The following is a 23,899-nucleotide window of genomic DNA, read 5'->3' on the forward strand; positions in this document are numbered from 1 at the left end:
ATGCCAACCGCAGTATACTGTGACCTTTCCCGCTGTATTGGCTGCAGGGCCTGTGAACTTGCCTGCCAGAGAGAAAACAAAACCTCACGCATATCCTTAGAAGTCGTGGAAGGACTTGCTCCGGTTCCGGTTTCCTGTCGCCAGTGCGAAACCCCGCTCTGCACGGCTCCCTGCCCCGGGGGAGCTCTAAGGTACGAAAACGGCAGACTCGAATATGATGCCGAAAAATGTACGGGATGCGGGCTATGCATCCTTGCCTGTCCTTTCGGAGCTGCAGTCCTGAAGGGAGGAGTTATTGAACGCTGCGATTTCTGTCCGGAAAAAGAAATTCCTGTCTGTGTAGCCACCTGCCCTACAGCAGCCCTTTTCTGCGCAGAAGCCGAAAGTTTTGGAAAAAATATAAGGCATAGAAATGTGGAGAAAATGAAAAAAATCCTTGATCCTTCGATTGCCGCTGGCAGGGAGGGACGGAGATGAACGAAAGAATAAGGTTGATTATAGCGGATGAGAAAAAGTGTATAGGGTGCAGGGCCTGTACATCGGTTTGTCCTGAGGGAATAATTCATTTTTCAGAAGAAGGAGGCATGAGGAACATACAGTTCCCTGGAAGCTGTACCCTGAACTGTGAACTCTGCGCCCTGAACTGTCCTGAAAACGCAATAATGTTTCTTTTAAGAGAAGAAAGCAATATAGAAGAAAATATAGAAGGAAAATTGGGAGGAAAATTGGAAGGGGAAAAAAAGGCAGGTGAAAACCGGGTTCTTCTACCGGACAGGATTATTTCCCTCAAACTCATGCCCTGCAGAAAGTGCGGAGCCACATTTGCAACTCTCAAGGAAATTGAAAAGGTAAGGAAAGCCATTTCCGAAAAAGTTCCCCTTCCTTCCGGAGGAGATTTCTGGATGGAACTCTGCCCTGGATGCAGGAGGGGTACTTTCAGGGAAAAAGAGGCAAAAACATTGCTCATGACAAGAAAGTTCTGAACCCCCACCCTGAAAGTAAAAACCGGACTACCGGTGGAAAAAGCGCGCTTTTTGAGCCCGAGCGTGCAGCACAAAAAAACATAAGCATTAGCCAAACATAAGCATTAGACGTGCTGGAAACTCCAATACCAGAATATCGACCTTTAGCCGAAGACCAGTAAATTTATACTAGAAATAATATAGATTAATAATGGGAGTAATGGGAGTAATTGGAGCCAGGGACACCTGTAGGAATACTCTATTTGCAGATAGGACATTCCTTGCAGGCAGAAATATATGAAAAACGAAAGCATGGGAGCGGGACTGGAAAAGAAAAAAGGGGAGTCAGGTATGAAAAGTAGTATTTACAGGAAGATAATGGTTGCAACCGATGGTTCGGAACTCGTCAAAAAAGCGGTTGATACTGCTGTTGAGGTCGCAAAACTAAGCGAGGCAAAGCTCTATGCCGTTTACGTGATAACTTCCGGAGGGGGGGCCTTAAGGCATCCAAAGGATGTAGGCTGGGAAAAGTCAATGGGAGAGCAACTCAGAAAAGAAGGGGGGGAAGCTACAGCCTTTGTGCAGGACTCAGGAAAAGCTGCAGGCGTAGAGGTGGAATCGGTTATTCTTGAAGGAAATGCCGGGCATGAAATCGTCGAGTTTGCAGAAAAAAATGATATTGACCTTATCGTAATGGGTACCCTTGGAAAGACCGGAATCCAGAGGTTCCTGCTCGGAAGCGTGGCCGAAAACGTGGTGAGACATTCCAGAAAGGCGGTGGTCGTGGCAAGGGGAGAAAAAGCCGAATAAAGCTGAACACAGTAGATAATACCTTAATACCTTTCAAACCGTTCAGGGCAGGAATTCCGGACTTCCCGGGATAAATTGATTTACCTGCCCAAACCTAATAATTGCCGATGATAGGACTTTTCCTCAGAGTACTGGATTTTGCGCTTCCGATACTTGTAATGATTTTTGTGGGGCTTGTGGGCACCGGCGTGCTTGTGGAACTCGGCCTGATGCAGAAATTCTCAAAACTTGTAAGCCCTATTTTTGCCTATACGAACCTGCCAGAAACCTGTGCTTCAGCCTTCGTTGTGGCAATAGGATCTTCTGTTGCTGCAAACAGTATGCTTTTTCAGGCAAAAAAAGATAACTGCATTAATGACAGGGAGGTCGTGCTCTGTTCAATGATGAACGCAACCCCTGCTTATTTTCGGGAACTCTTCACCTACCAGATCCCTATCGTGGTGCCTGCACTCGGTCTTGCAGTAGGAGGTTTTTACTCTCTTGTATTTGTAGTCACTGCATTGTTCAAGATCCTGGTAATTGCGGTTGCAAGCAAGCTTTTTCTTAAAGGCAATTCCTGCAAAGCCCCTGAGACCCGGAGTACGGAAAAAGTGTCTCTGAAGACCGCGTTTAATCGTGCATTCAAGAAAGAGTTCAGGATTTTTCTGAAGATTGCAGGAGTTTACCTTATAGCAACCACCATCATCTTCGTCCTTCAGGATAAGGGCGCTTTCGAGATTTTCAGTGTGCTTCCCCTTGCCGAGCTTTTTAAAATCCCCCCGGAAACAATTGTCCCCCTGACAAGTTACGTTGCAAGCCCTATACTCGGAATTTCCCTTCTCGGTCCCATGATCCATTCGGGAGAGATAACAAATATGCAGGCAATGATCGTGCTTATGCTTGGCAGTATGTTCATGCTCCCGATTTTTGCCATCCGCAGCCAGCTCCCAAGAAAAATAGCTATTTTCGGGACACGCCTTGGAGTCCAGATTGTTGCGTATTCTACTGCACTAAGTATAATTGTAAGGCTTGTAGTTTTGTTATTACTGCTTGGTATGGTTTCTTGAAGCACCGTGAACTACCCGCTAAATCTAAAGATTTAACGGGCTTCCGGTGTCATCCTTCGGACTATTGTCCACAAGTCAAGCAGGCTCTACCCCATGTCCGGTGAAAATATGTACTTGAGCTTCCCTTTCGGATTCCAGTTTTCGCTGGCACGGTCTCTAGCCCTTAGAGAGTGAGTATGATCGTGAAGTTTACCCTGTTAACCAACTTGCCAAAGCATTGTGGTGACAGCAAAATACCTATATCCCGTGCCTGGGTATCACTTTGGGATTTCAGCACAGGGTAATAGACTTCAAAATCGAATTTTCCAGGACAGTGAAGAGGACAGTGAAGGTTACCTATAGCAGGGAAGTATTTCCTGAGAAAGACTTCTTCATGTGGAACTGTATAAAAAATAGTATTAGAGATCTTCAAAGGAAAGAAAAATGGATAAAATCGAACTCAAGTTTACTTGTATACACATGATAAAGATATAAAAGAGTAAATCAGTGAACGGGGGTTTTTGGAGGAGGTTAAAATATGTTGGATTTGATTATGAGCAATAATCTTTGATTTTGAGCTTTACCCGTTCACCAGGAACCCCAGATGATTATGCCATATATAATCTTTTTGGCACATAAAATGGATGATACCTTTTTGTACCATAATAAAGAAAAAAAGATTAATTTTTGAGAGCTTTTTTCCCGAAATGGCGAGTTAAAATAATTATTAGCGTATAATTAGAGGAAGCCTGCTACCTGTTTAAGAATAAAACGGTGTAAGGTAGAAACAAAAAGAGTAAGAAATCTCTGCAAAAAATATTTTCTAAACTGTATTTCAGTTATAATACCAAAAGACGGTATAAATCACTAAAGATTATATGGATAAGAGACCTATAATAATTGGAATAGTATATTAGTATAGCATATAATGTGGAGCAGGAATACACTTACATGCACATATGCACCGATAATAAGGGATATGTACCGGATAATGCTTCAGAAAGCTGGAGCCGATCACAGGCTACAAGAAGAATAATTGATAGGAGAATAAAAGAGAGGGATTTGGTATGAGAGAAGGAACTTATAAAAAAATAATGGTTGCAACCGACGGTTCACAACTTGCTAAAAAAGCGGTTGATACGGCGATTGAAATTTCCAGGCTCAGCGGAGCTAAACTTTACGCTGTATATGTGGTAGTCCCGACGACCCATTCTGCCAGGGACTTTGGCTGGGAAAAGGCTGCAATGGAGCACTTCAGGAATGAAGGAAAGTCAGCTACGCTTTTTGTGGAGGATGCCGCAAAATCTACAGGAGTTGAGGTGGAATCTGTACTTCTCGAAGGACACCCCGCAGATAAAATTGTAGAATTTGCGGAACAGAACGGCATTGAAATGATTGTGATAGGAACACTCGGGAAAACCGGACTCGACAGGTTCCTGCTCGGAAGTGTAGCTGAAAACGTGGTGAGGCATTCAAAGACACCTGTACTCGTGGTCAGAGGGGAAGTCCCGGAATAAAGTAAAGTAGACGTCAACTACCCCATGCTAAAGCATTGTGGCTTGCAAAAGCCCTGGTTGACCAGCCTGAGTCTTAATTGACTACGTTGGAAATGTCATGATACCTACGAATGCTTCCTCAGTTTGTAGCTCTATCGTGTAGCATTAAAAGTCCTGAGAGGTAGGGGCGGTGTGCTACACCTAACAAGCATATCCAACATTGGCGAGGGGAGACGGTTTTCCAAAACCGTGTTACCTGCTATGGAAATTCGTTTCCAAAGCAGAGTGGAGAAATCCAAACGTGGAACGGAATGCCAGAAAGTTGACGGCATTCCTCCCTGCGCTAAAGCAACAGGGCTTCCTGCCTGTTACATGTGAAAAATGCCCTTTTCATTTTTACTCAAATCTTTTTTAAATCGTTCTCTTTTTTCGACGAGCCGCCTGAAAAGCTGGCGAAGGTACTATATTTATTTTGGATTCAAAAATGGCTTCCGGGTTCAGGCTAGATATTTCACGAGTAATGAAAAGGCGTTTTCTAGAAATTCTCTATAGAACCCAGGCAATTGAAACAAATGGAAAAAAGTTGACCAGAAATTAACCAGAAATTAACCAGAAATTAACCAGAAATTAACCAGAAATTGACCAGAAATTAACCAGAAATTAACCAGAAATTGACCAGAAATTAACCAGAAATTAACCAGAAATTGACCAGAATACATAGAATACGAATCAAAAGAATACGAATCAAATTTTCAAAAAAAAAAGTTGACCTCAGGAGCTTACTCCGAGGGAAAGTTCTTAACAACAGAGCCTTTGAGGTCAAAAAACTTAGCAGTGATTTCAGATATTAACTCTTATCCTATTACACTTATCTCTTATCCTATTACACTCATGCCGGAAACCCGGATTGAAGGCGTGATTATGCCTCCGACTTTCCTGACGTCAAAGCCTGCCCCTGTGATGTTCTTCAGGAGTTCGAAGGCGTTGCCCGAAATCAGGAGGGATTTTACAGGCTTATCCAGGGCTCCGTCCTTGATTGTGAAGGCATTCCTGGCTTCTACAGAAAAATCTCCGGAGATTGAGTTTGCAGTATGGGCACCGATAATCGTGTTTACGAAAACTCCCGAGGTAGTATTTGCAATAATATCTTCCTGAGGGTAGTCGATAACGAAGTTCCTGAGCCCTACTGAAGGAGAGCTTGTATAGGAGGACCTTGAGCCGTTTCCTGTGCTTTTCACACCGGCTTTTCCTGCGGTATAGCTGTCATAGAGATAGGTTTCAAGCACGCCGTTTTCAAGAACTGTGGTATGCTGTGAAGGGACACCTTCATCGTCCGAAGCCGAGGTATCTATGCCTGCTTCAACCAGCCCGTCATCATAAATGCACAGTTCAGGGACAGCTATTTCTTCCCCGATTTTATCTATCAGGCCTGACCTTCCTTTCTGCACATTGTCCGCATCAATTGAAGGAGCAAGGGCTTCTTCGAGGATGTCCGAAAAGGCAAATGGATGAAAGATAACATCGGTTTTCTGCTGCTCTATTTTTATTCCTCCCCTGGATTTCAGGGCAAGTTCGGAAGCATTTTTCCCGAGAGCAAAGAAATCAATATCAAGGGAACGGGAAACAGCAAAATCATAAGCTGTAGAGGTGTCCCCATTTACGGTTATCACATCGACGAAACCGGAAACTCCTGTGGATTCTTCTTCAATTTCGATCCCATTTGTGTTCAGGATAAGCCGCCTGCTATTTGAGCGGGTAAAGCCGCCTGAAGTCGGGAGCGTACCTGGCACCTCTTTTGTCCCTTCAACGAGTTCTACGGCATAGCCAATGCATTCTTCAAGTTCAAGAGCCTCAACCTTTTTATCGAAAATGCCTGAAACCTGAGGGTATTTTCCGTTGGAGGGGAGGGCTACCCAGTCAGGATCATTTTCTCGAACCCTGGCTTCTGCAACCGCAATCTTTACGGCATTCTCGAGTTCTCCTGCAAAGTTGGTGCTGGCAAAACCCACTGCGCCATTTACAATGGCACGGATTCCCAGACCTTCCGAGAAACGGTCTTTAGCGTTTTCAAGTGCATCTTTTTTGAAATTGACGCCTGTTGAATGGTTTGCGGCGTAATAAATTTCAGCTTCTTCAGCCCCTGCTTCCTCTGCCAGTTTCAGGGCTTTTCTTGCAAGCTCGTACACTTTCAGGCACCTCCTATAAGGGCTTTTGAGATTGAAATATGAGGAGAACCATCAGACACAGGTACAAGCTGTCCGGCTTTTCCACATCTTCCGGCAGTCATTTTCAGGTCATTTCCCACATGGGTTACATGGTTCAGGATCTCAAGAGTATTCCCTGAGAGGGAGACATCCCTTAAGAGTCCGGAAAGTTCTCCGTTCTTTATAAGGTACCCTTTTTCGGCATTGAACTGGAATATGCCTTCTCCGGTGTTTACCTGTCCGCCTCTTGACCCTACAAGGTACATACCGTTCTTTACTTCTTCCAGCATCTCTTCAAATTTAGAGTCACCGTTGTCAATGAAGGTATTGCTCATCCTGACAACAGGCATGGAATAGCCCTGAGCCCTGCAGTTTCCGGGAGTTCCCCCGAGTTTGGCTGCGGTTTCCCGGGAGTGGAGATAGGAATTGAAAACCCCGTCCCTGATTATTTCGGTCCTTTTTGATTCGGAACCTTCGGCATCAAAGGGATAATACCCGAATTCATGCAGAGTAGGGTCATCGATGATCGTAATAAGCGGAGATGCAATCTGTTCTCCTATCCTGTTTTCAAGAATTGAATCCCCTTCAAGCACAAGGTCGGCTTCCGAAGCATGCCCTACAGCTTCATGGGCAAATACTCCTGCCAGTTCCTGGTCAAGCACTACAGGCATTTCTCCGCCTTTAGGGGTTTTAGCCTTCAAGAGCTCAATTGCGGTCTTTCCTGCATTTCCGGCAAGCTCGAGGACGTTTTCGTTCTCAAAAAGCTCATAACCGTATCCAAAACGGCTTTCTCTACCTGCCTGGTATACGCCGTTTTCCGAAGCAACGGCAGAGACCGCAAAACCGACATTCAAAAGTTCATATTCACATTCCAGACATTCGGAACTTCTGTACTGAACTTTAAATTCGGACTCGAGATACATTACCTGTGTACTGTTGACGCCTGCAATTTTTGCATGCTCTTCCATACTCTTCAAAAGGTCTACCTTTTCCTCAATTGCAATGTCTCTCGGGTCGATCCTGATTTCAGGAAGGTCCTTTACATCAGGAGAATTTACAGCTGCAAGTTCTACTTCTTCTTTAGGAGTGCTCGCATTCATAGAAAAAGCAAGTTTTGAGGCAGCATCGACCCCTAGTTTAAGGTCAATATCTCCTTCAACAGCCGTATAGCCCCAGGAACCTCCGCAGAGAGCCCTTATTCCGGCCCCCCTTGTAAAGTTTCTGGATATTTCTTCAATCTTTCCGTTATCCAGGACGATAGAAGTGGAACTGCCTTCTATCACCCTGCAGTCATAAAATTTTATGTCCTGCATAATGCTTTTCATAAACCCTCAGCAGGAAACCCCTGAGTTTAGCTCAGGGGAGGAATGCGTAAACTTCCACATCCTGCTCTGTTGAATTAGTTTTTTATTAATATAATGAGGGCGAATAAATCACCCTCCACCTACATACGTAGGGATAATGTGTATCCGAATTGTGGACTCCAACTTCGTGAAGTTGGAGTGTTACAGCGTAGCTGGAAGGTCTTCAACTTCGTGAAGTTGGAGTGTTACAGCGTAGCTGGAAGGTCTTCAACTTCGTGAAGTTGGAGTGTTGCAGCAAAGCTGGAAGGTCTTCAACTTCGTGAAGTTGGAGTATTACAGCGTAGCTGGAACCAGTCAATTCCGGAATCCGTCCTCCTCTCGATCTGATATGGAAAGGCTTAACGATGCAAGCACTGTCCCTACCTCTCAGGACTGTTTAACCGGCATCCTTAGAGCCTTAAACTGAGGCGACATTCAAGGGTAACTATGTATTCTTTCCTATCGTTTACCGATATTCTTAACTCCAATCGGTGATCTGGTCAACCAGAACTTGTTAGAAAAGCCCCTGAGGCTTTAGCTCAGGGGTAATTGACAATTAGTTCCTGCACCCGAAGAGATTCAGGGACTGTACGGAAGCTGGAGTTACTTCCGGAATATCAAAACTTAGTTTTGTAATATTTTTGAGTTTTTCGATAATTGAATTCTTTCTCGGTCCCACAAGGCTGTGTTCCATTACTTCCGCAATAGTGGAAACAGGAATGATCTGAATCTTATCCCTGTATGCCTTTTCAATAAGAACGTCTGCCTCATTGGCTTTTGGGATAATAACTTTCTTCATGCCGGCCCGGGCTGCAGCTTCAATCTTGTAGGTGACCCCGCCAACAGGCAGGACATCTCCCCTGACAGAAAGAGAACCCGTCATTGCGACAGTCTGGTCCACAGGGATCTTTTCAATAGCAGAGATTACGGCAGTTGCTATGGAAACCGATGCACTGTCCCCTTCCACGCCTTCATATGTCCCTACGAACTGGATGTGGACATCGTGCCGGGAAACGTCTGTTCCGGTCATGTTCTTGATCACGGCAGATACATTCAGCACTGCTTCCTTTGCGATGGTCTTGAGCTTGCCTGTTGCAATAATTCGCCCTTCGCCCCCGGAAAGAGCAGGGGTGACTTCGGATACAATGGGGAGTACAATTCCTGAATCTCCACCCATAACCGCAAGCCCGTTGACTCTACCTATAGCAGAACCTTTCCTCATGAAAGACTCGTATTCCTTGCGCTGATCGAGGTAGCTGTCTGCAAGCTGCTGTTCGATGGACCTTGCGATCCTCTTTGCCGCAATCACATGCTCGGAAGTTGTGATTGGAGCCCCTTCAGAGTGGGCAATGTCTCCTGCAACACGCACAAGCCCGCCGAGGTCACGGAGCTTCAGAGTAAGGTGGCCTTTCCTGCCTGCACGCCTTCTGGCTTCTCTTATAATATCTTCTACCGCACCTTCGTCAAAGTGAGGAATGTGCCCGTCCCTGACGACTTCCTGGGCAACGAAGCGAACAAGTTTCTTCCGGTTTTCGGGACTGTCTTCCATGGAATCTCTCATGTAGACCTCGTACCCGTAGCCTTTTATCCTTGACCTGAGCGCTGGGTGCATTTTCTGTACTGCATCCAGGTTCCCTGCAGAAACCATAATGAAGTCGCAGGGTACAGGCTCGGTCTTAACAAGAGCTCCAGAACTCCTTTCGGACTGCCCGGTAATCGGGTATTCCTTTTCCTGAAGCGCAGTCAGGAGGCTCTGCTGGGATTCAAGCCTGAGAGTATTGATTTCATCAATGAAAAGCACCCCTTTGTGGGCTTTGTGGATATCTCCGGCTTCTACCCTGTCGTGTGCAGGGGTTTCAAGCCCTCCGGACTGGAACGGGTCGTGCCTTACATCTCCAAGCAGAGCTCCTGCGTGGGCTCCGGTTGCGTCGATGTAAGGTGCCTGCTCCTTATCATAATTTGAAACCGCCATTTTCGGAATCATCATTTCCTCTTTAGGAAGGAACTGGCGGGTTAACATTAGAATCATAATGCCTGCAATGATACCCCAGAGCAGCTGGGCGACGAAGTAAGAATAGATGATAATACCCAAAACAAAGAGCATCATGAGCATGTTCCGAGCCTGGGCTTTCTTTCTTGCCTCCATCTTGTGAGCCATGACAATTTCTCTGCCCTTCCCGGCGGGAACCTCCCTTATCTTGGGGTTGTTAAGATCCTCCAGGTTAGGATACACAAGGATATCTTTGAGCTCTTCTTTAGGAAGAAGTTCTGCCATTGCCTTTGCAAGCAGGGACTTTCCTGTTCCCGGAGTCCCGATCATCATGATGTGCCGTCTCTGGCTGGCGGCTTTCCTAACTACTTCTACTGCATGTTCCTGTCCCAAGACCTGGTCAATAAGGAGTTTTGGGACCTCTATGTTCGAAGTGTCTTCAAACTTGAAGCCGATGTCATCTTCGTCTATTTCTTCATGTAACTCAGACTCGACCGTAACCTGAGTAGGCTCATCCTTCTTCGGATCGGCCGCAGACGTATCTACTTGTGGAACAAACTCACCCACTTCAGGGATTTGTCTGATCATATTCTCCGAAGACCCGTCTATGTTCTGATTATTATTATACTCCATGGTTAGCTCACATATTAGAACGTTATTTGATAGACGTTATCTGATCGAGATTATATACTTGACGCTTTTTAAAAAATAACAAACTTAATGGTAGAATAATAGGCAAAAACGGTTGCCACAATAACAGATTCCTGAAGTTACTGTAACCCCATCCATACTTCGGCTAATTATATAAACTTGCGGTATATAAAATTAACCTGCCAGATATATACTATAATACTATATAGAAACCTTTTATTATATACCATTTGCTGGCTGGACATTTTAGTCGAAAACTTGATCAGAAAATAAATTACCAAATTAATCTACAAGAGAATTTGAAGATATTTTTACATATCTATGCTAGATCCCCTATATATAATTAAGATATTTTTACATATCTATGCTAGATCTCTTATATATAATTAAGATATTTTTACATATCTATGCTAGATCCCCTATATATAATTAAACGTTGTCCTTACATGAACTTTGTGCTAAGAGAGTCATCCAGTGCCTGCAAACCGATATCGACAGCTATTTAAAAAAACAAAGGGGATTTTGATCTTATGTCCAGAAGCAAGGTAAAAAATCTACTCCTCCTGAAACAGATTCACAGTGCTGTAACCCAGATAAAGAAAGGCAAACTGGATAAAGCCCTCGAAACCCTGGATAAAGCCGAAAAGTCTGCAAGGCAAGCGAAATCCACAGATGCCCTTTATTATATTCTCTTTACTCGCGGAGGTATCCTCTACTCGGCAAAAGAGTATGACCAGGCTCTTGAAACGTATGAAAGGTCCCTTGAAGTAGGTTCCGAACTCCTGAAAACCAACCCGGAAAATGCCGATTACCAGCATTACATGGGCACAACCCTGAGCAATACGGGAAACCTCCTTAGAAAGAAAGGAGAAAGAGACAGGGCTGCTGAATCCTATTCCTGCGCCCGAAAAATCTATTCGGACCTCATAACAAAGAACCCTGAAAATGCTGTTTTCCGCTCTTATGCCGGAGAAAACCTGAATAACTACGGCGCTCTTCTCACAGAGTCCGGTTCCCTGGACACAGCCTGTGAAATCCTTAAAGAAGCAATCGAAACCTACGAACACCTATATAAAGAAAATCCCGGAAACCTTGGGTATCAGGCAGAACTCTCAGTTGCGCTCAGCCAGTTAGGAAGTTGCCTCATCCAGCAGGGACCCGAAGAAATCGAAACTGCAAAACAGAACCTTGAAAAAGCCCTTGAAATGCAGGAAAATCTGTTAGCCCAGCAGTCTGAAAACGAAAAAATAAAAGAAGCCATCAACCTGACAAAGGAAAGGCTGAAAGGGATTTAAAGGCTGAAAGGGACTGAAAAGCTGAAAGAGATTTTAAAGCTGAAAGGGATTTGATAGTACTGTTACAGGTTTTAAGGGTTTTTCTTACAGGTATTTCTTAGAGGTTTTTCTCTGAAAACAGCAGCATGTGGACGTATAGCAGGATCATCAGTCCAACTACAATCCCCCAGATAAACTGCAAAGTGAAATATGAGTAAACAACAATCCCGAGCACAAATAAAGTGACAAGGACATTTACCAGCCTGACCTTTCGCTTCATCCGGGGGTCATGCGGAGTTCCGGCTGCCTCTTCGTTCAGGTCGCACTCCCGGAAGTAACTCCTTTCCTGTTTCATGAGGAAGTAAAGCCTCAGGACCAGGATATCGATAACTATACCCCAGAAAGGCTGGCCTATGTAAAAGGTATAGAAAAAGACAGCTGCAAGGAAGATACCAACGAGTATTATGAACAGTTGTTCATATTTGCTTTTTCCAGCAGCTTTGCTCCTACCCCTCTCTGAACTCTTATTCCTTTTTTTGTTCTCTTCTTCCCTGTCCATACTGACCCCCCTACCTGCAAAGATCCTTTTCTAATGTCGATAAGCAGCAAAATATCCAGAAAACGTGGGTTAAAGAAAGATATGGAACTTCGAACATCTATAATTAAGCTTTTAATAATATATAAAGGAGTTGGGAAAAAGGCAGGGATGTGGAGGAAAAACACAGCCTACAGTATGATCTATGCTACAACAGAATCCATGCTACAACAGAATCCATGCCACAACAGAATCCATGCTACAACAGAATCCATACTACAACAGAATCCATACTAAAACAGAATCATACTAAAACAGAATCTATAAAACATTAAAAGCCTTTTTTTTAATATGCCCGAATCGCCCGAGATGCCCGCAAAATTAAGAGAGGAAGCAGTAACATATTTTAATGAAACCCTGGACTTGATGCAGAAAGGAAAGTCCGAAGAAGCCCTCGAGTCCCTCCGGAAAGCCGAAAAAGCCGCACATGAAGTAAAAGACGGAGCTATCCTATTCCACACTTTAAAAGTAAGAGGACAGCTGCTTCAGTCCCTGGGCAGGCTTGAAGAAGCAAAGGAGACCTACACCTTCTCCTTAACAACCAGCGTAAAACTCCTCGCAGAAGAACCGGAAAACAAACTCTACATTGATACCCTCCACATGAACCTCAATAACCTTGGAAACCTCGGCAACATATTCCAGAGAGCCGGCGACTTCCCCTCCTCCCAGCAGTGCTATGAAATTGGCCTTGAAATCTCCCGGCAACAACTTGATTTCCATCCCGAACACGAATTCTACCGGATGTACACCGGAAACACTCAGAACAATATCGGAGAACTGCTTTTCATAATGGGCAATTTGGAAGAAGCAAAAGAAAAATACGAAGAAGCTCTCAAAACCTATGCTCTCCTCCTCAAAAATTTCCCGAAAAACCCGGAATACCTCTCAGATACAGCAATGACCCTCAACAACCTCGGAACCCTTTTTTCAGAAAAAGGGCAAAAAGCAGAGGCAAAAGAGAACTTCGAAAAAGCGCTTGAGATCCTGAAAAAACTGAGCAAAAAAGACCCTGGAAATGAAAAGCTCAGGGAAGAAATCAGCCTCACCCGGAAAAGGCTCAAAGCACTCTGAGATCTAGAACCACGCAACCTGAATAGCTGTCTGTGCCCGAATTTGTCCACGCGCCTACGGCGCGGCTTTTTCCTGTGCTAAAAGAGATGAATAACTGTTTTTTTATATTTCGCCCGCGTGAGACTCGATAATCCCAACATTCCACGACGCGCACACACATCTAAAAGCCTCTTCATTATTTACCCTGCTCTCGTTCACACTTTTTGTTACGATTGCAGCGTAAAAAAACACAATCTTTAAGCCACCATTAATTCATTTTGTTATCATGTCCGGGAGTTTGAGAGATTTAGCGGAAAGACATTTTCAAAAGGTCTTATCCCTAATGCAAAAAGGCAAACATGAGGAAGCATTAAAAGAGCTTGAAAAGACAGAAGAAGCCGCAAAGAGGGCGAAAACAAACGACATTTCACTCAATGTTCAGACCTTAAAAGGACTTATAATGCAGACAATAGGGGCATATGAAGAAGCCCTGGAGATCCATTCTCTTGCCCTAAAAACTACTGAAGAACTCCTCTCAAAAGATCCTGATAACAAGCCTTACCAGTCAAGTCTTCAGATGAACCTTGACGAAATTTTCAAGATTGGAAACCGTTTCTATAAAATGGGACGTTTTCTTCAAGCAAAAAATTGCTATGAGCTACACCTCTTAATCTCTCAAAAACTACTTGAAACCGACAACGAAAATGTAACGTACCAATCATCTGTAGCAATGACTCTCAACAATCTAGCTTCCTTGCTTTCTGATATGGGTCGCATCGAAGATGCGAAAGCAAAATACGAAAAAGCCCTAGAAATTTACGAAAAACTACTACAAAATGACCCCGAAAACGTAGCATACCAATCATACGTAGGAGGGACACTCAACAATCTAGGAAACTTGCTTAAAAATATGGGGCGCATCGAAGACGCGAAAGCAAAATACGAAAAGGCACTCGAAATCTATACTGAACCTATGCAGTACCTGACCATAGGTAGAAAGTCAGAGTCAATAATCAGGCTTATCCAACTGAATTCAGAACAGGCGGATAAGGAAACGAACCCCTTTAATCAGATGAATTACCTGAGAGAAGCATTTCAAATATGCAAAGAACATCAGGAATTTTTTATCAAATATGAACTAAAGCACGAAAGAAAGCTGGTTACTGAAGCAGGGCTGAGTGCATATATCGATTTTTTGATGAAGAATGTGAGTCTTGAAGGTAATTTCGAGAAGAGGGCGAAAGAATATGAAAAAGCCCTTCAGGCGGTTGAAAAGCTGGAGGAAATAGAAGATGATGAAACGGTTTTAAAATTGTGTTCTTCTGCCGCCTGCTATCTTCGGGGAAGAAAACTTGTAAATGAAGCGCTTGCTTCCAGACAACCTGAACTAGAACTTCTCAGGCAGGCTGTGGAGCAGTTCAAGAGCGCAAAAGAGACCTATGACAAAGCAAATGTGTGCTTCTGCGTATATACCGGACTGCTTAAGATTCTGGAAGGTATTGAGGAACTTGAAGAAGTGGATGTTCCGAAACTGAAAGAACTGATTCAGAAGGTTGTTGAAAATCTCCCCGAGGATGTTAACCCAAGTATAAGGGTTTCTTTTGAGAATATCCCGCAGATTTTTGAAGAAAAAGACAAAATGACGCGCAAAGAGCTACTGAAGGAACTTGATGACAGGGTCAGTGCAATAGAGTACAAGGCGCTGGAAAATTTCTTCGGGCATGTTAATGCGAAGATAAAGGATTATTTTGAAGAGCCTTTCAGCCCAAACTTAATTTACGAAAACTGGAAGCTGAAGGTCATATTTGATGACCCTGAGAAAGTGAAAGGGAAACTTACTATCAAAGTTGGAGATAAAACTCTCCTGAATAGAACTTTGACTCCTGAAGAAGTAAAAAACAACCTGCTAGAAATCGATTACCTAAAGATTGGCTACTTCCCACAGGGTGAGGATGAAATCTATTTCACAACTCTGGGACAGAAGAAGCCGGTTATAAGGTCAAGTGACTATTTTGAAAGTGTTGGAAGAGACAACAAAACCAGAATATTCCAGTATGACTGCTGCAATGGCGTTTGCGTTGATCGGGATTTGCAAATTGCGGCTGTCCAGTTGAAGTATCATGTTTACGGCGAAAACTCTGTTGTGAAACTCACGGTTGATGACGCCTATCATCGGAAAGTTATGGCAGTTCTGGATGCTGTGAAGGGTGAAGAGGATATTGTGGTTTTCCCGGAGTTTTCTATTCCTTTTGATTACCTGGGAGAAATTCAGGAATATGCGGATGAAAACGGGATTATTGTGGTTGCAGGCAGCCATTATGTAACTGAAGGGAAGCTTGGAGAGTATGGAAAACAGTTCTGCCGGGAATTTGAGGAGGGGGATTTAAGGAAGAATATCTCTCCTGTTGTCATTCAATCTTCAAAGATTGTACATAATGAGAAACTGCTGGGAGCCAAGGAAGAAAGGGAACTCTATTTCGATGAAGGCATGAAAGCTGGCAAGGTGAACCACATCTTCAGGCTTCGGGACAACCTCAATGTCGGGGTCATGATCTGCTATGAGTATCTGAATTCCGATCTGAGGCAGCGCTTGATCCCCGCCTGCGATATAATGCTTGTACCGCAGACAAACCCGAAGCCAGAAAGGTTCTATGAAACGGCAAAAGGAGACCTTAACAACCCTCTATGCTCTGGCAACAAAGCATACGTAATGGCAAACGGAATTTTCACCCTTGGAGATGATAAAAAAATTCTTGGAGGTTCTACAGGGATTGTTTCAACACTTGACAAATACTCCTATAAAAGACAGGACGAGGGGATTATAACACCCGTTGACAAAGTAATGGAGCAGTTTATCCTGATGACGTCAATAAATACAGGTTTCAGTTCTGCAAGAGATACACAATTGGGGCAGGTCCCGTTAAAAACAAAAATTGTCCACATCTTTGAGGAAAATGAAATTCTCAGCAGTTCAGAAAATGAAGGAAGAAGATTCATTCAATTGCTTGAGACTATAGAAAACTGCAAAAACAAGGAAGAGCTCAGAGAAATACTCAATCGCGAGGAAAACAAAGCAACAATAAAGACATTCTCGCCTCTCATGCACAAACACATTCAGGATTTGAAAGAGCTTACTCTCGACGAAATGAAGAAAAAGTGCTGTTGTATCCTGATTCCTGCAGAATAAATCTATATCAGTACAAAGAAAAATCGGGCTGGAAAAATCACATAACTGGCTGGAAACGCTAAAGACGTTGAAACTGATGCTTCTTTTATTTCATTTTCATGGGAAGGCCGCTCTCCTTCGTCGAGCGTGAAAAATCTCCGTTAAAGACAGCTACTGCCCAGCCCCGGCTAATTAGCCTTCAAACAAATTAAAAAAAGGTAGCGGAAAAGATTCCGCAGAAAATTCCCTGATTCTCAGATTTTACGTGAAAAGGTCGAAGATGTTCCCGAGCATGCTGCTGTCGGCCTGATATAATTCGGTGTATTTGCAGCGTTTGCAGGTGACATGAGTGAATTTTTTGTTCTGGATGTCGAGGACTTTGCTGATGAAGCCGCCGGTTGTACGGATCTCGCCGAGATCATAAGTGGTGTTCCCGCATTTAGGGCAGACGAAATTAATATTTTTGCTCATTTTTTGGCCTCTCTGTATTTCAGTAGTCTGAAGGATGGAATAGCTTTATTCTTGCACTATTTAATATTATTGCAGAAATTGGGATCGAAAAGAAAAAACCTATTGGTTGTGCCGGGGAGATAGAAAAGAAAAGATTTTCGGATAAGACCATATCCGGGAAAAACAAAGAAGATGTAAGAATGAGAGAGATGATTATTATATATTCAGATAAAAAATTGACCGGACATACGGCAGATCAACCGGATTTTTTCCTGAAGGGAGCAAATCTTTGCAGGAAATAAATATATTAGAAAAGAATACCTATACAGCATTAGACACATGAAAATAAAAGCTATAATTACAATCGCCCTGATCATCTCGGCTGCTTTAATGGCTGCAAAAGTATCGCCAGGAGTTAATACGGAGCAGTTCAGGGAAGGGAAATATATCCATATTGACAGCATGGTGATCGAATTTAATAAGATGGATGCTGATGTCCAGATACAATATAACCTCAGTCCCTTCGCCCAGGTTTACATGTTCCTGTTCGGGAGTAAGCATCTTGAGCCTAAAATAGAGGAGATCTTTTTTGATTTTGACAACATAGAGATCCAGAAGATAGGGAGAACCAGTGCCGTAATCCACATAAAGGATATTTCCAGGCAAAATGATGAATATTATCTGCACGACTCCAGAATGTTAGGGATGCAGCCTGATGTACTTACCCTTGTTTACCCTGACAAGACCAGGCAAAATATCGAACGTGCCAAAGCCACACCATATCTTTTTTATAGCTGAAGAGTTTGATCACAAACTTTCAGCGGCTTTCCAAATTTTCAACGACTTTATTAACTACTGTCCTGCATGTTCTTCTGCACCCACTTCTCGCCATCTAATAGCGTCATCTAATTGCATTATCTAATTTATCCCTTTAGTCTATTTACCAGGGTCTTCTTCCATTTTTTACAACTCAGTGTCCAGATTGGACTATTTATTAAAAGCAATGACACACATGGGAAATTATGATCGGGTTTCAGGAACATATATTTAGCAAAAGAAGCCCAATTTTCTTTGATAGCAATGGGAAGATTTATATTAAAATGTCTGAAATGCGGAAGAGAATACGGTCAGGAATACAGGTTAACCTGTGAGGATGACAACTCTCTTTTGCGGGCGGAATACTTTGAAAAAAGGCTTGAGCTCAGAGACCAGCCTGGAATAGGAAGATTTCATTCCTGGCTTCCGGTTCAGGAGGAGCTTACCACCGAAGCCGGGCCCATCACGTATAAAAGTGAAGCTCTTGCAAAGGAACTCGGGCTTTCGAACCTTTACATAGGATTCAGCGGATACTGGCCTGAGAAAGGGGCTTTTATCAAAACCTGCAGTTTCAAAGAACTCGAAGCCCATCCTACGATGCAGCTTCTCAAGGAATCCAGGGGAAAAGCCATTGTCCTAGCCTCTGCAGGGAATACGGGGAGGGCATTTGCACACACATCGGCTCTTACAGGAATAGATGTTTATATAGTGGTTCCTGATTCGGGCATTCCAAAGCTCTGGCTGCCTGAAGAACCGACTGATTCCATTCACCTTATCAGTATGACTCCGGGGAACGATTATACCGATGCTATCAACCTTGCAGGAAGAATTGCAAAACTCCCAGGTATGGTCCCTGAAGGGGGAGCCAGAAATGTTGCCAGAAGGGAAGGAATGGGCACTGTAATGCTGGACGCAGCCGTAACCATAGGAAAGATGCCTGACCACTACTTCCAGGCTGTAGGAAGCGGTACAGGAGGGATTTCAGCCTGGGAAGCTGCGCTGAGACTCAGGGATGACGGACGTTTTGGCTCCGGGCTTCCAAAGCTCCAACTTGCCCAGAACCTGCCTTTCGTCCCCATGTACAGTGCATGGCAGGCAGGAAGAAGAGAGATCATTCCCGAAATTGACATGAAAGATGCAAAGAAACAGATAGAAGAGACATACGCTACTGTGCTTACCAACCGGGCACCTCCCTATTCCGTAATCGGTGGGCTCTATGACGCACTTGTCGATACGGACGGGATAATGTATGCAGTTACTAAAGAGGAAGCCCTTGAAGCAAAAGCGCTTTTTGAGTCCCTTGAAGGAATAGATATCCTGCCCCCATCTGCAGTTGCAGTTGCCTCCCTGTTGAAAGCCGTAGAAGCCGGAAATGTCGGAAAAGACGACACCATTCTCCTGAATATTGCAGGCGGAGGTTTCAAGCGGCTGAAGGAAGACATCACACTTTTCCAGGTTGAACCTGAAGTTACTGTCCGGGACTCTGACGTTCCGCTTGAAGATCTGAAGATCTGAAGATCTGAGTCCCTCCGGGCTTTTATCGAAGTTCTGAAAACCTGTAAGAAAAAAGAGAAAATAAGCTCAAGAAAGAGAGAATAAGCTCAAGAAAGAGAAAATAAGCTCAAGATATATTCATGGTAAGAGGTATGTACGTGGTAAACCCGGAAGAAAAAGTAATAACAATTATGAAAAAAACAGGTATTGACCTTGCTGCAACGCTTCCCTGTGACAGGATCAAGAACCTGCTCCCCCTCGTTTCGGAAAACTTTCCCGAGATCAAATTGACCAGGGAAGAAAGTGGGGTTGGGATCTGTGCCGGGGCCTACCTTGCAGGTGGAAAACCCATGATGCTTATTCAGAGCACGGGGCTCGGGAATATGATCAATGTCCTTGAGTCCCTGAACGTAACATGCAAAATCCCCCTGCCTGTGCTGGCAAGCTGGCGCGGTGTTTACAAAGAAGCCATAGAAGCACAGGTCCCCCTGGGAGTCCATCTCCCTGCCATTCTGGAAGGAGCCGGGCTCGCGTATACAATAATTGACGAAGCTGAAAAGCTCCCTCTCCTTGAAAATGTGATCAACGACGCCTTTGAAAATTCCAGGCCCCACATAGCTCTGGTTTCTCCTAAAGTGTGGGAAGGTTCGGACTGCTGTGCCTGGGAAACTCAGAAGGCCCCGGAGCTACCGAAGAAAGAAAAGATCTGCAAATTCCGCCTGACACAGAAGGTTCTCGAACCCCGGATGATCCGGAACGATGCAATCTCCGCCGTAGCAGCCGAACTGGATGAAGAAATCACCGTAACAAACCTCGGCGTCCCCTGCAAGGAACTCTACGCTGCCAGAGACCGGGACCTTAACTTTTACATGTTCGGGTCCATGGGGCTTGTCTCCTCCATTGGGCTTGGTCTTGCCCTGCACACGGACAGGCAGGTTGTGGTCTTCGACGGGGACGGAAGCCTCCTCATGAACCCTAACACCCTCCTGGAAGTCGGAAAGGAAGCCCCGAAAAACCTGGTTATCGTAGCCTTGGACAACGGCGCCTATGGCTCTACAGGCTCTCAGGAGACCTGTGCGCTGCGCTACATTGACCTGGAAATCCTGGCAAACTCCTGCGGGATCCAGAACACGTATAAGGTCAACACGGAAGAGGAACTCGTATACGTGTACAAGGATTCCCTTTATGCCAGGCAAACATCCTTTATCCATGTGATCCTGAAGCCAGGAAACACAAATGCCCCCAATATCCCCATGAGTCCGGAAGAAACCACGAAACGCTTCAAAGAAGCGCTGGATACAAAAAAGCTTTAAAAATCGACCTGAAAAATACTTTTTTTGAGTATATTTTTCATTCGGGTTTCTTTTTCATTTATTTTTTGACGAGCTGCCAGACAAGCTGGCGGGGGCATTTATATGTACCTGTGAATTGAAAATCGGTTTTCGAGGTTAAGGAAAATATCCTCTTGAACCGGAGGATATTTCTTAAATATATTTTGTCTCACTCAATTGCGGTGCCACTTTATATGTCGCTTTTATCCGACTGGCGGCTTGCCTCAGCCCCGCGTGGCACGGGGAGAAAGAACTAAAGATTTTCTCCTGGGATTCCGGAATAGAGCCTAAAATTAATCCGGACCCAACACTCTCCACTTTTAAGCATTAATTTTGATTTATTTCCTCAAGTTTTATTTTCTCAAGTTTTATTTCCTCAAGTTTTATTTTCTCCAGCTTATTTTCTCAAGTGTTATTTTATTAAGCCTTATTCTCTCCAGCTTATTTTCTCCACAGGTTCCTTGATCCTGAATTTTCCTGAAAGGACCTGCTCTTTAAGTTCTTCTGCGGCTTTTACCGCTCTTGCGCGGTCCGACTGGCGCAGGGTTACTTTGATATCTCTGAGGCAGCCTCCGGTTGTACAGCTGACAGTACCGAGGTTTGCGCTGAAAGCTTCTCCTTTGCACCTTGAGATACAGAGCCCGCAGTTAAAGCAAAGTTTGGGGTCGTGTACAGCTCCAGTTTCTCCCTTGCTAACTGCCCCCATAGGGCATGCTTCAGCCACACAGCACACCTTGCAGTCAATACATTTTTCGGGATTGTATTTTACACTCAGGTCTGTGTTATCCCAGACATCCCCATAGGTTATCTCACAGAGAGGGATTCTTCCTGCAAGATCTACAAGCTTGAGTGGGATCTGGCTGTCCGGCTTAAGGATATTTTCGAGCATTTCCCGGGAAAGGACAGGGATGGGAACTGCCCATGTGTTGATGATTTCGGGGCCTGCTGAGGTTACAAACCCTCCCATATATTCAGGGGTCATGTCATGAAGATCTGCAAAACCCGTCAGGTTGGGATTATCCGGAGCACTGCGGGTACCCTGACCCGTAACGAACCCTTCGGCTCCATTTATAAGTACTCTTGTCCCGATTCCTATTGTCTCGAGTTTGGGGTCGTTTTGAATTGGGTTTAACTCGCCGCAGCCGCAGAAGGTAATTTCCCTGAACTCGCCTTCAAAGGGCAGGGCATGGAAAATGGTTTTAATAGCCTCTTTTCCCGGGTTTACGAATGCCCGGTAGTTTTTAAAGGCATTCCTTGTCGCATGAAGCCGCGCAAAAGGTATCTTGGAAAGGCTGGTTTCTACTGAAAAAAGGTCTCCCCCAATTGTGGTTACATCCACAGTAATACTCTTTCCTTCCACCATTTCCCTGAAAAGATGTCCGCCTCCGTAGCGGGGATCTGATTCACTGTGAGCTGTCCCAAGTACGATGAGGTCCAGGACTCCAAGCCTTTCGTTCGGGCAGGGACCAACGACTGCCGGCACTCCATTCAGCAGAACTTTAGAAGCTTTTACAAAAGAATCGGGATCGGAAACTTTGAAAGAGAGAATTGCATACGTTCCGCTCATAATGCCGCGGGTTGCGGTAGTTACGACATCAATATCTTCTAGCCTGATTTCTTCCCCTGCCCTGACCCTTGCACTAATTTCCTCAGCCGTAAGGACCACAGCTTCTCCAGAGTCGATTTTTGCCTGGATCTCGAGGATTGTCCTACATTTTTCTGTGTTGTCCGATGCTCCGTTCATGTTACCCTCAGCGGAAATATTGTATTCATTCTATTTTAGAAGGCAGGTTCATTCTATTTTAGAGGCGTATTCAGTCTATTTAAGAAGGCAGGTTCTCCAGAGCCAATATCACAAAAAAATATCATAAAAACTTATGGAAATTTCGTGGAAGCAATAAATTGAGGACGAAAAAGGAATATTTTGAGATGCTCGGGATGGAAAACAGGAGCTCTGAGTTGGTAAATGGTAAATTGGAGTTAAGACTACAAATTTTTTACAAAATCTGTAAAATTTTTGTTTTTATGAGGCTGATTCGAATAGAAAATGCCCGAACCACCCAAAACTTATATAAATGATGGTGCGTACTATGGTGTTGCACTTCGGTACAAGAAACAGAAGCAATACGCATCTTAGAGGGCTCGTGGTCTAGCCGGTTATGACGTCGCCTTGACATGGCGGAGGTCCTGAGTTCGAATCTCAGCGGGCCCACTAAAAGATAATCAAAAATTTCAGGAGATATTTCCTGAAAGGTAAAAAATAAAAAGCACTGAATCCCTTTTAAAGATATATTCTTAAAAAGAAATTCAGTAGTAAATAAGATCTACCTGCCCAGGTAGCTCAGTGGGAGAGCGCTGCCCTGAAGAGGCAGTTGTCCCCGGTTCGAATCCGGGTCTGGGCACCATAAAAACAGAGAACATCAGTAGTGTAGCGGTTATCACCGGGCGTTGCCAACGCTCGAACTCGGGTTCGAGTCCCGACTGGTGTATAACTATTTTAGAGTCCTTGTTTCAAGCACATTTGTTATAAGGAATAAAAACAACACGCATCTTAGAGGGCTCGTGGTCTAGCCGGTTATGACGTCGCCTTGACATGGCGGAGGTCCTGAGTTCGAATCTCAGCGGGCCCACTAAAAGATAATCAAAAATTTCAGGAGATATTTCCTGAAAGGTAAAAAATAAAAAGCACTGAATCCCTTTTAAAGATATATTCTTAAAAAGAAATTCAGTAGTAAATAAGATCTACCTGCCCAGGTAGCTCAGTGGGAGAGCGCTGCCCTGAAGAGGCAGTTGTCCCCGGTTCGAATCCGGGTCTGGGCACCATAAAAACAGAGAACATCAGTAGTGTAGCGGTTATCACCGGGCGTTGCCAACGCTCGAACTCGGGTTCGAGTCCCGACTGGTGTATATTTAATTAGTTTTTCAGCTCATTTTCGACTTATTATTTAACTTTTTTCTTGATTAATGTGCTCTGTATCAGGCTTATCTTTTCAAACCTTTAATTAGAATCAACTAGCTTACATCATTTGAAAATATCAGCATAAATGTGAGCCCTTTTCATAAGATCAATAGTTCCTGATCAAATATTCATAAAATCTAGTTTAAAATCGAAGAATGGAGCTTATTAAGTAAACTTTTCAAACGACATCAGTTTCAATGTTAACACCTACGTTTCAAAAATAATAATAATGAACTGCTGCTCCAACGCCAGAAAATAAAAAATGTTAACCAAAGGATCGTTA

The 23,899-nt window shown here is 44.1% G+C and carries 18 protein-coding genes and 6 tRNA genes; 18 read left to right on the plus strand and 6 right to left on the minus strand.

What is annotated here, in order from left to right; all coding sequences use genetic code 11:
• From PHF18_RS01480 to PHF18_RS01500, 5 genes are all read left to right on the plus strand, one after another.
• Window positions 1-477, plus strand: coding sequence for a 4Fe-4S binding protein (locus tag PHF18_RS01480; RefSeq protein WP_300097447.1), 477 nt, complete (start codon window positions 1-3; stop codon window positions 475-477).
• Window positions 474-983 (plus strand): 4Fe-4S dicluster domain-containing protein, encoded by a 510-nt coding sequence (locus PHF18_RS01485; protein ID WP_300097449.1) that lies wholly within the window; start codon window positions 474-476, stop codon window positions 981-983. The genes PHF18_RS01480 and PHF18_RS01485 overlap by 4 nt, the downstream gene beginning before the upstream one ends.
• 330 nt (window positions 984-1,313) lie before the next feature.
• On the plus strand, window positions 1,314-1,772 hold the full coding sequence (locus tag PHF18_RS01490) for a universal stress protein (protein ID WP_300097655.1): 459 nt from the start codon (window positions 1,314-1,316) through the stop codon (window positions 1,770-1,772).
• 107 nt (window positions 1,773-1,879) lie between these two features.
• A complete protein-coding gene (locus tag PHF18_RS01495; RefSeq protein WP_300097451.1) occupies window positions 1,880-2,818 on the plus strand; it encodes a nucleoside recognition domain-containing protein in 939 nt (312 codons plus the stop codon).
• Window positions 2,819-3,864: 1,046 nt separating this feature from the next.
• Window positions 3,865-4,314 (plus strand): universal stress protein, encoded by a 450-nt coding sequence (locus PHF18_RS01500; RefSeq protein ID WP_300097453.1) that lies wholly within the window; start codon window positions 3,865-3,867, stop codon window positions 4,312-4,314.
• Between the two features lie 854 nt (window positions 4,315-5,168).
• Here PHF18_RS01500 and PHF18_RS01505 read toward each other — a convergent pair.
• From PHF18_RS01505 to lonB, 3 genes are all read right to left on the minus strand, one after another.
• Window positions 5,169-6,479 carry a TldD/PmbA family protein gene (locus tag PHF18_RS01505; RefSeq protein WP_300097455.1) on the minus strand — a complete coding sequence of 437 codons (1,311 nt, stop codon included), beginning with the start codon at window positions 6,477-6,479 and terminating at the stop codon, window positions 5,169-5,171.
• Window positions 6,480-6,481: 2 nt separating this feature from the next.
• Window positions 6,482-7,822, minus strand: coding sequence for a TldD/PmbA family protein (locus tag PHF18_RS01510; protein WP_300097457.1), 1,341 nt, complete (start codon window positions 7,820-7,822; stop codon window positions 6,482-6,484).
• A 574-nt stretch (window positions 7,823-8,396) separates the two neighbouring features.
• Window positions 8,397-10,463, minus strand: coding sequence for an ATP-dependent protease LonB (lonB, locus tag PHF18_RS01515; protein WP_300097459.1), 2,067 nt, complete (start codon window positions 10,461-10,463; stop codon window positions 8,397-8,399).
• A 548-nt stretch (window positions 10,464-11,011) separates the two neighbouring features.
• On the opposite strand from lonB, the gene PHF18_RS01520 reads away from it, so the two are divergent.
• Window positions 11,012-11,776, plus strand: a complete 765-nt coding sequence (locus PHF18_RS01520; protein WP_300097461.1) for a tetratricopeptide repeat protein — start codon at window positions 11,012-11,014, stop codon at window positions 11,774-11,776.
• Between the two features lie 97 nt (window positions 11,777-11,873).
• Here the strand turns inward: PHF18_RS01520 and PHF18_RS01525 are convergent, their stop codons facing one another.
• Window positions 11,874-12,314: a hypothetical protein gene (locus tag PHF18_RS01525; RefSeq protein ID WP_300097463.1), complete on the minus strand. Its 441-nt coding sequence runs from the start codon at window positions 12,312-12,314 to the stop codon at window positions 11,874-11,876.
• A gap of 33 nt (window positions 12,315-12,347) precedes the next feature.
• Between PHF18_RS01525 and PHF18_RS01530 the strand changes: the two genes are divergently transcribed.
• The 3 genes from PHF18_RS01530 (at window position 12,348) to PHF18_RS01540 (ending at window position 16,587) form a co-directional block, all read left to right on the plus strand.
• Window positions 12,348-12,587 carry a hypothetical protein gene (locus tag PHF18_RS01530; protein ID WP_300097465.1) on the plus strand — a complete coding sequence of 80 codons (240 nt, stop codon included), beginning with the start codon at window positions 12,348-12,350 and terminating at the stop codon, window positions 12,585-12,587.
• Between the two features lie 54 nt (window positions 12,588-12,641).
• Window positions 12,642-13,421 carry a DUF2225 domain-containing protein gene (locus PHF18_RS01535; RefSeq protein WP_300097467.1) on the plus strand — a complete coding sequence of 260 codons (780 nt, stop codon included), beginning with the start codon at window positions 12,642-12,644 and terminating at the stop codon, window positions 13,419-13,421.
• Window positions 13,422-13,743: 322 nt separating this feature from the next.
• Window positions 13,744-16,587: a tetratricopeptide repeat protein gene (locus tag PHF18_RS01540; RefSeq protein ID WP_300097469.1), complete on the plus strand. Its 2,844-nt coding sequence runs from the start codon at window positions 13,744-13,746 to the stop codon at window positions 16,585-16,587.
• Window positions 16,588-16,827: 240 nt separating this feature from the next.
• On the opposite strand, the gene PHF18_RS01545 is transcribed toward PHF18_RS01540, so the two are convergent.
• Window positions 16,828-17,037: a zinc ribbon domain-containing protein gene (locus PHF18_RS01545; protein ID WP_300097471.1), complete on the minus strand. Its 210-nt coding sequence runs from the start codon at window positions 17,035-17,037 to the stop codon at window positions 16,828-16,830.
• Window positions 17,038-17,355: 318 nt separating this feature from the next.
• On the opposite strand from PHF18_RS01545, the gene PHF18_RS01550 reads away from it, so the two are divergent.
• The 3 genes from PHF18_RS01550 to comE all read left to right on the plus strand — a co-directional run bounded on the left by PHF18_RS01550 (window position 17,356) and on the right by comE (window position 20,639).
• Window positions 17,356-17,814, plus strand: a complete 459-nt coding sequence (locus PHF18_RS01550) for a hypothetical protein (protein WP_300097473.1) — start codon at window positions 17,356-17,358, stop codon at window positions 17,812-17,814.
• A gap of 282 nt (window positions 17,815-18,096) precedes the next feature.
• Window positions 18,097-19,347: a cysteate synthase gene (locus PHF18_RS01555; protein ID WP_300097657.1), complete on the plus strand. Its 1,251-nt coding sequence runs from the start codon at window positions 18,097-18,099 to the stop codon at window positions 19,345-19,347.
• Between the two features lie 131 nt (window positions 19,348-19,478).
• Window positions 19,479-20,639: a sulfopyruvate decarboxylase subunit beta gene (gene comE, locus PHF18_RS01560; RefSeq protein WP_300097658.1), complete on the plus strand. Its 1,161-nt coding sequence runs from the start codon at window positions 19,479-19,481 to the stop codon at window positions 20,637-20,639.
• 445 nt (window positions 20,640-21,084) lie between these two features.
• Here the strand turns inward: comE and PHF18_RS01565 are convergent, their stop codons facing one another.
• Complete coding sequence (locus PHF18_RS01565) at window positions 21,085-22,401, minus strand: methanogenesis marker 16 metalloprotein (protein ID WP_300097475.1); 1,317 nt, start codon at window positions 22,399-22,401, stop codon at window positions 21,085-21,087.
• Window positions 22,402-22,795: 394 nt separating this feature from the next.
• Between PHF18_RS01565 and PHF18_RS01570 the strand changes: the two genes are divergently transcribed.
• The 6 genes from PHF18_RS01570 to PHF18_RS01595 all read left to right on the plus strand — a co-directional run bounded on the left by PHF18_RS01570 (window position 22,796) and on the right by PHF18_RS01595 (window position 23,564).
• Window positions 22,796-22,869, plus strand: a tRNA-Val gene (locus PHF18_RS01570).
• A 118-nt stretch (window positions 22,870-22,987) separates the two neighbouring features.
• Window positions 22,988-23,062: transfer RNA gene (locus PHF18_RS01575), tRNA-Phe, on the plus strand.
• Window positions 23,063-23,074: 12 nt separating this feature from the next.
• Window positions 23,075-23,146, plus strand: a tRNA-Gly gene (locus PHF18_RS01580).
• Window positions 23,147-23,213: 67 nt separating this feature from the next.
• Window positions 23,214-23,287, plus strand: a tRNA-Val gene (locus tag PHF18_RS01585).
• Window positions 23,288-23,405: 118 nt separating this feature from the next.
• Window positions 23,406-23,480: transfer RNA gene (locus PHF18_RS01590), tRNA-Phe, on the plus strand.
• Window positions 23,481-23,492: 12 nt separating this feature from the next.
• A tRNA-Gly gene (locus PHF18_RS01595) sits at window positions 23,493-23,564 on the plus strand.
• Window positions 23,565-23,899: the final 335 nt, after the last annotated feature.

This window comes from Methanosarcina sp., assembly GCF_028693135.1.
GTDB lineage: Archaea > Halobacteriota > Methanosarcinia > Methanosarcinales > Methanosarcinaceae > Methanosarcina.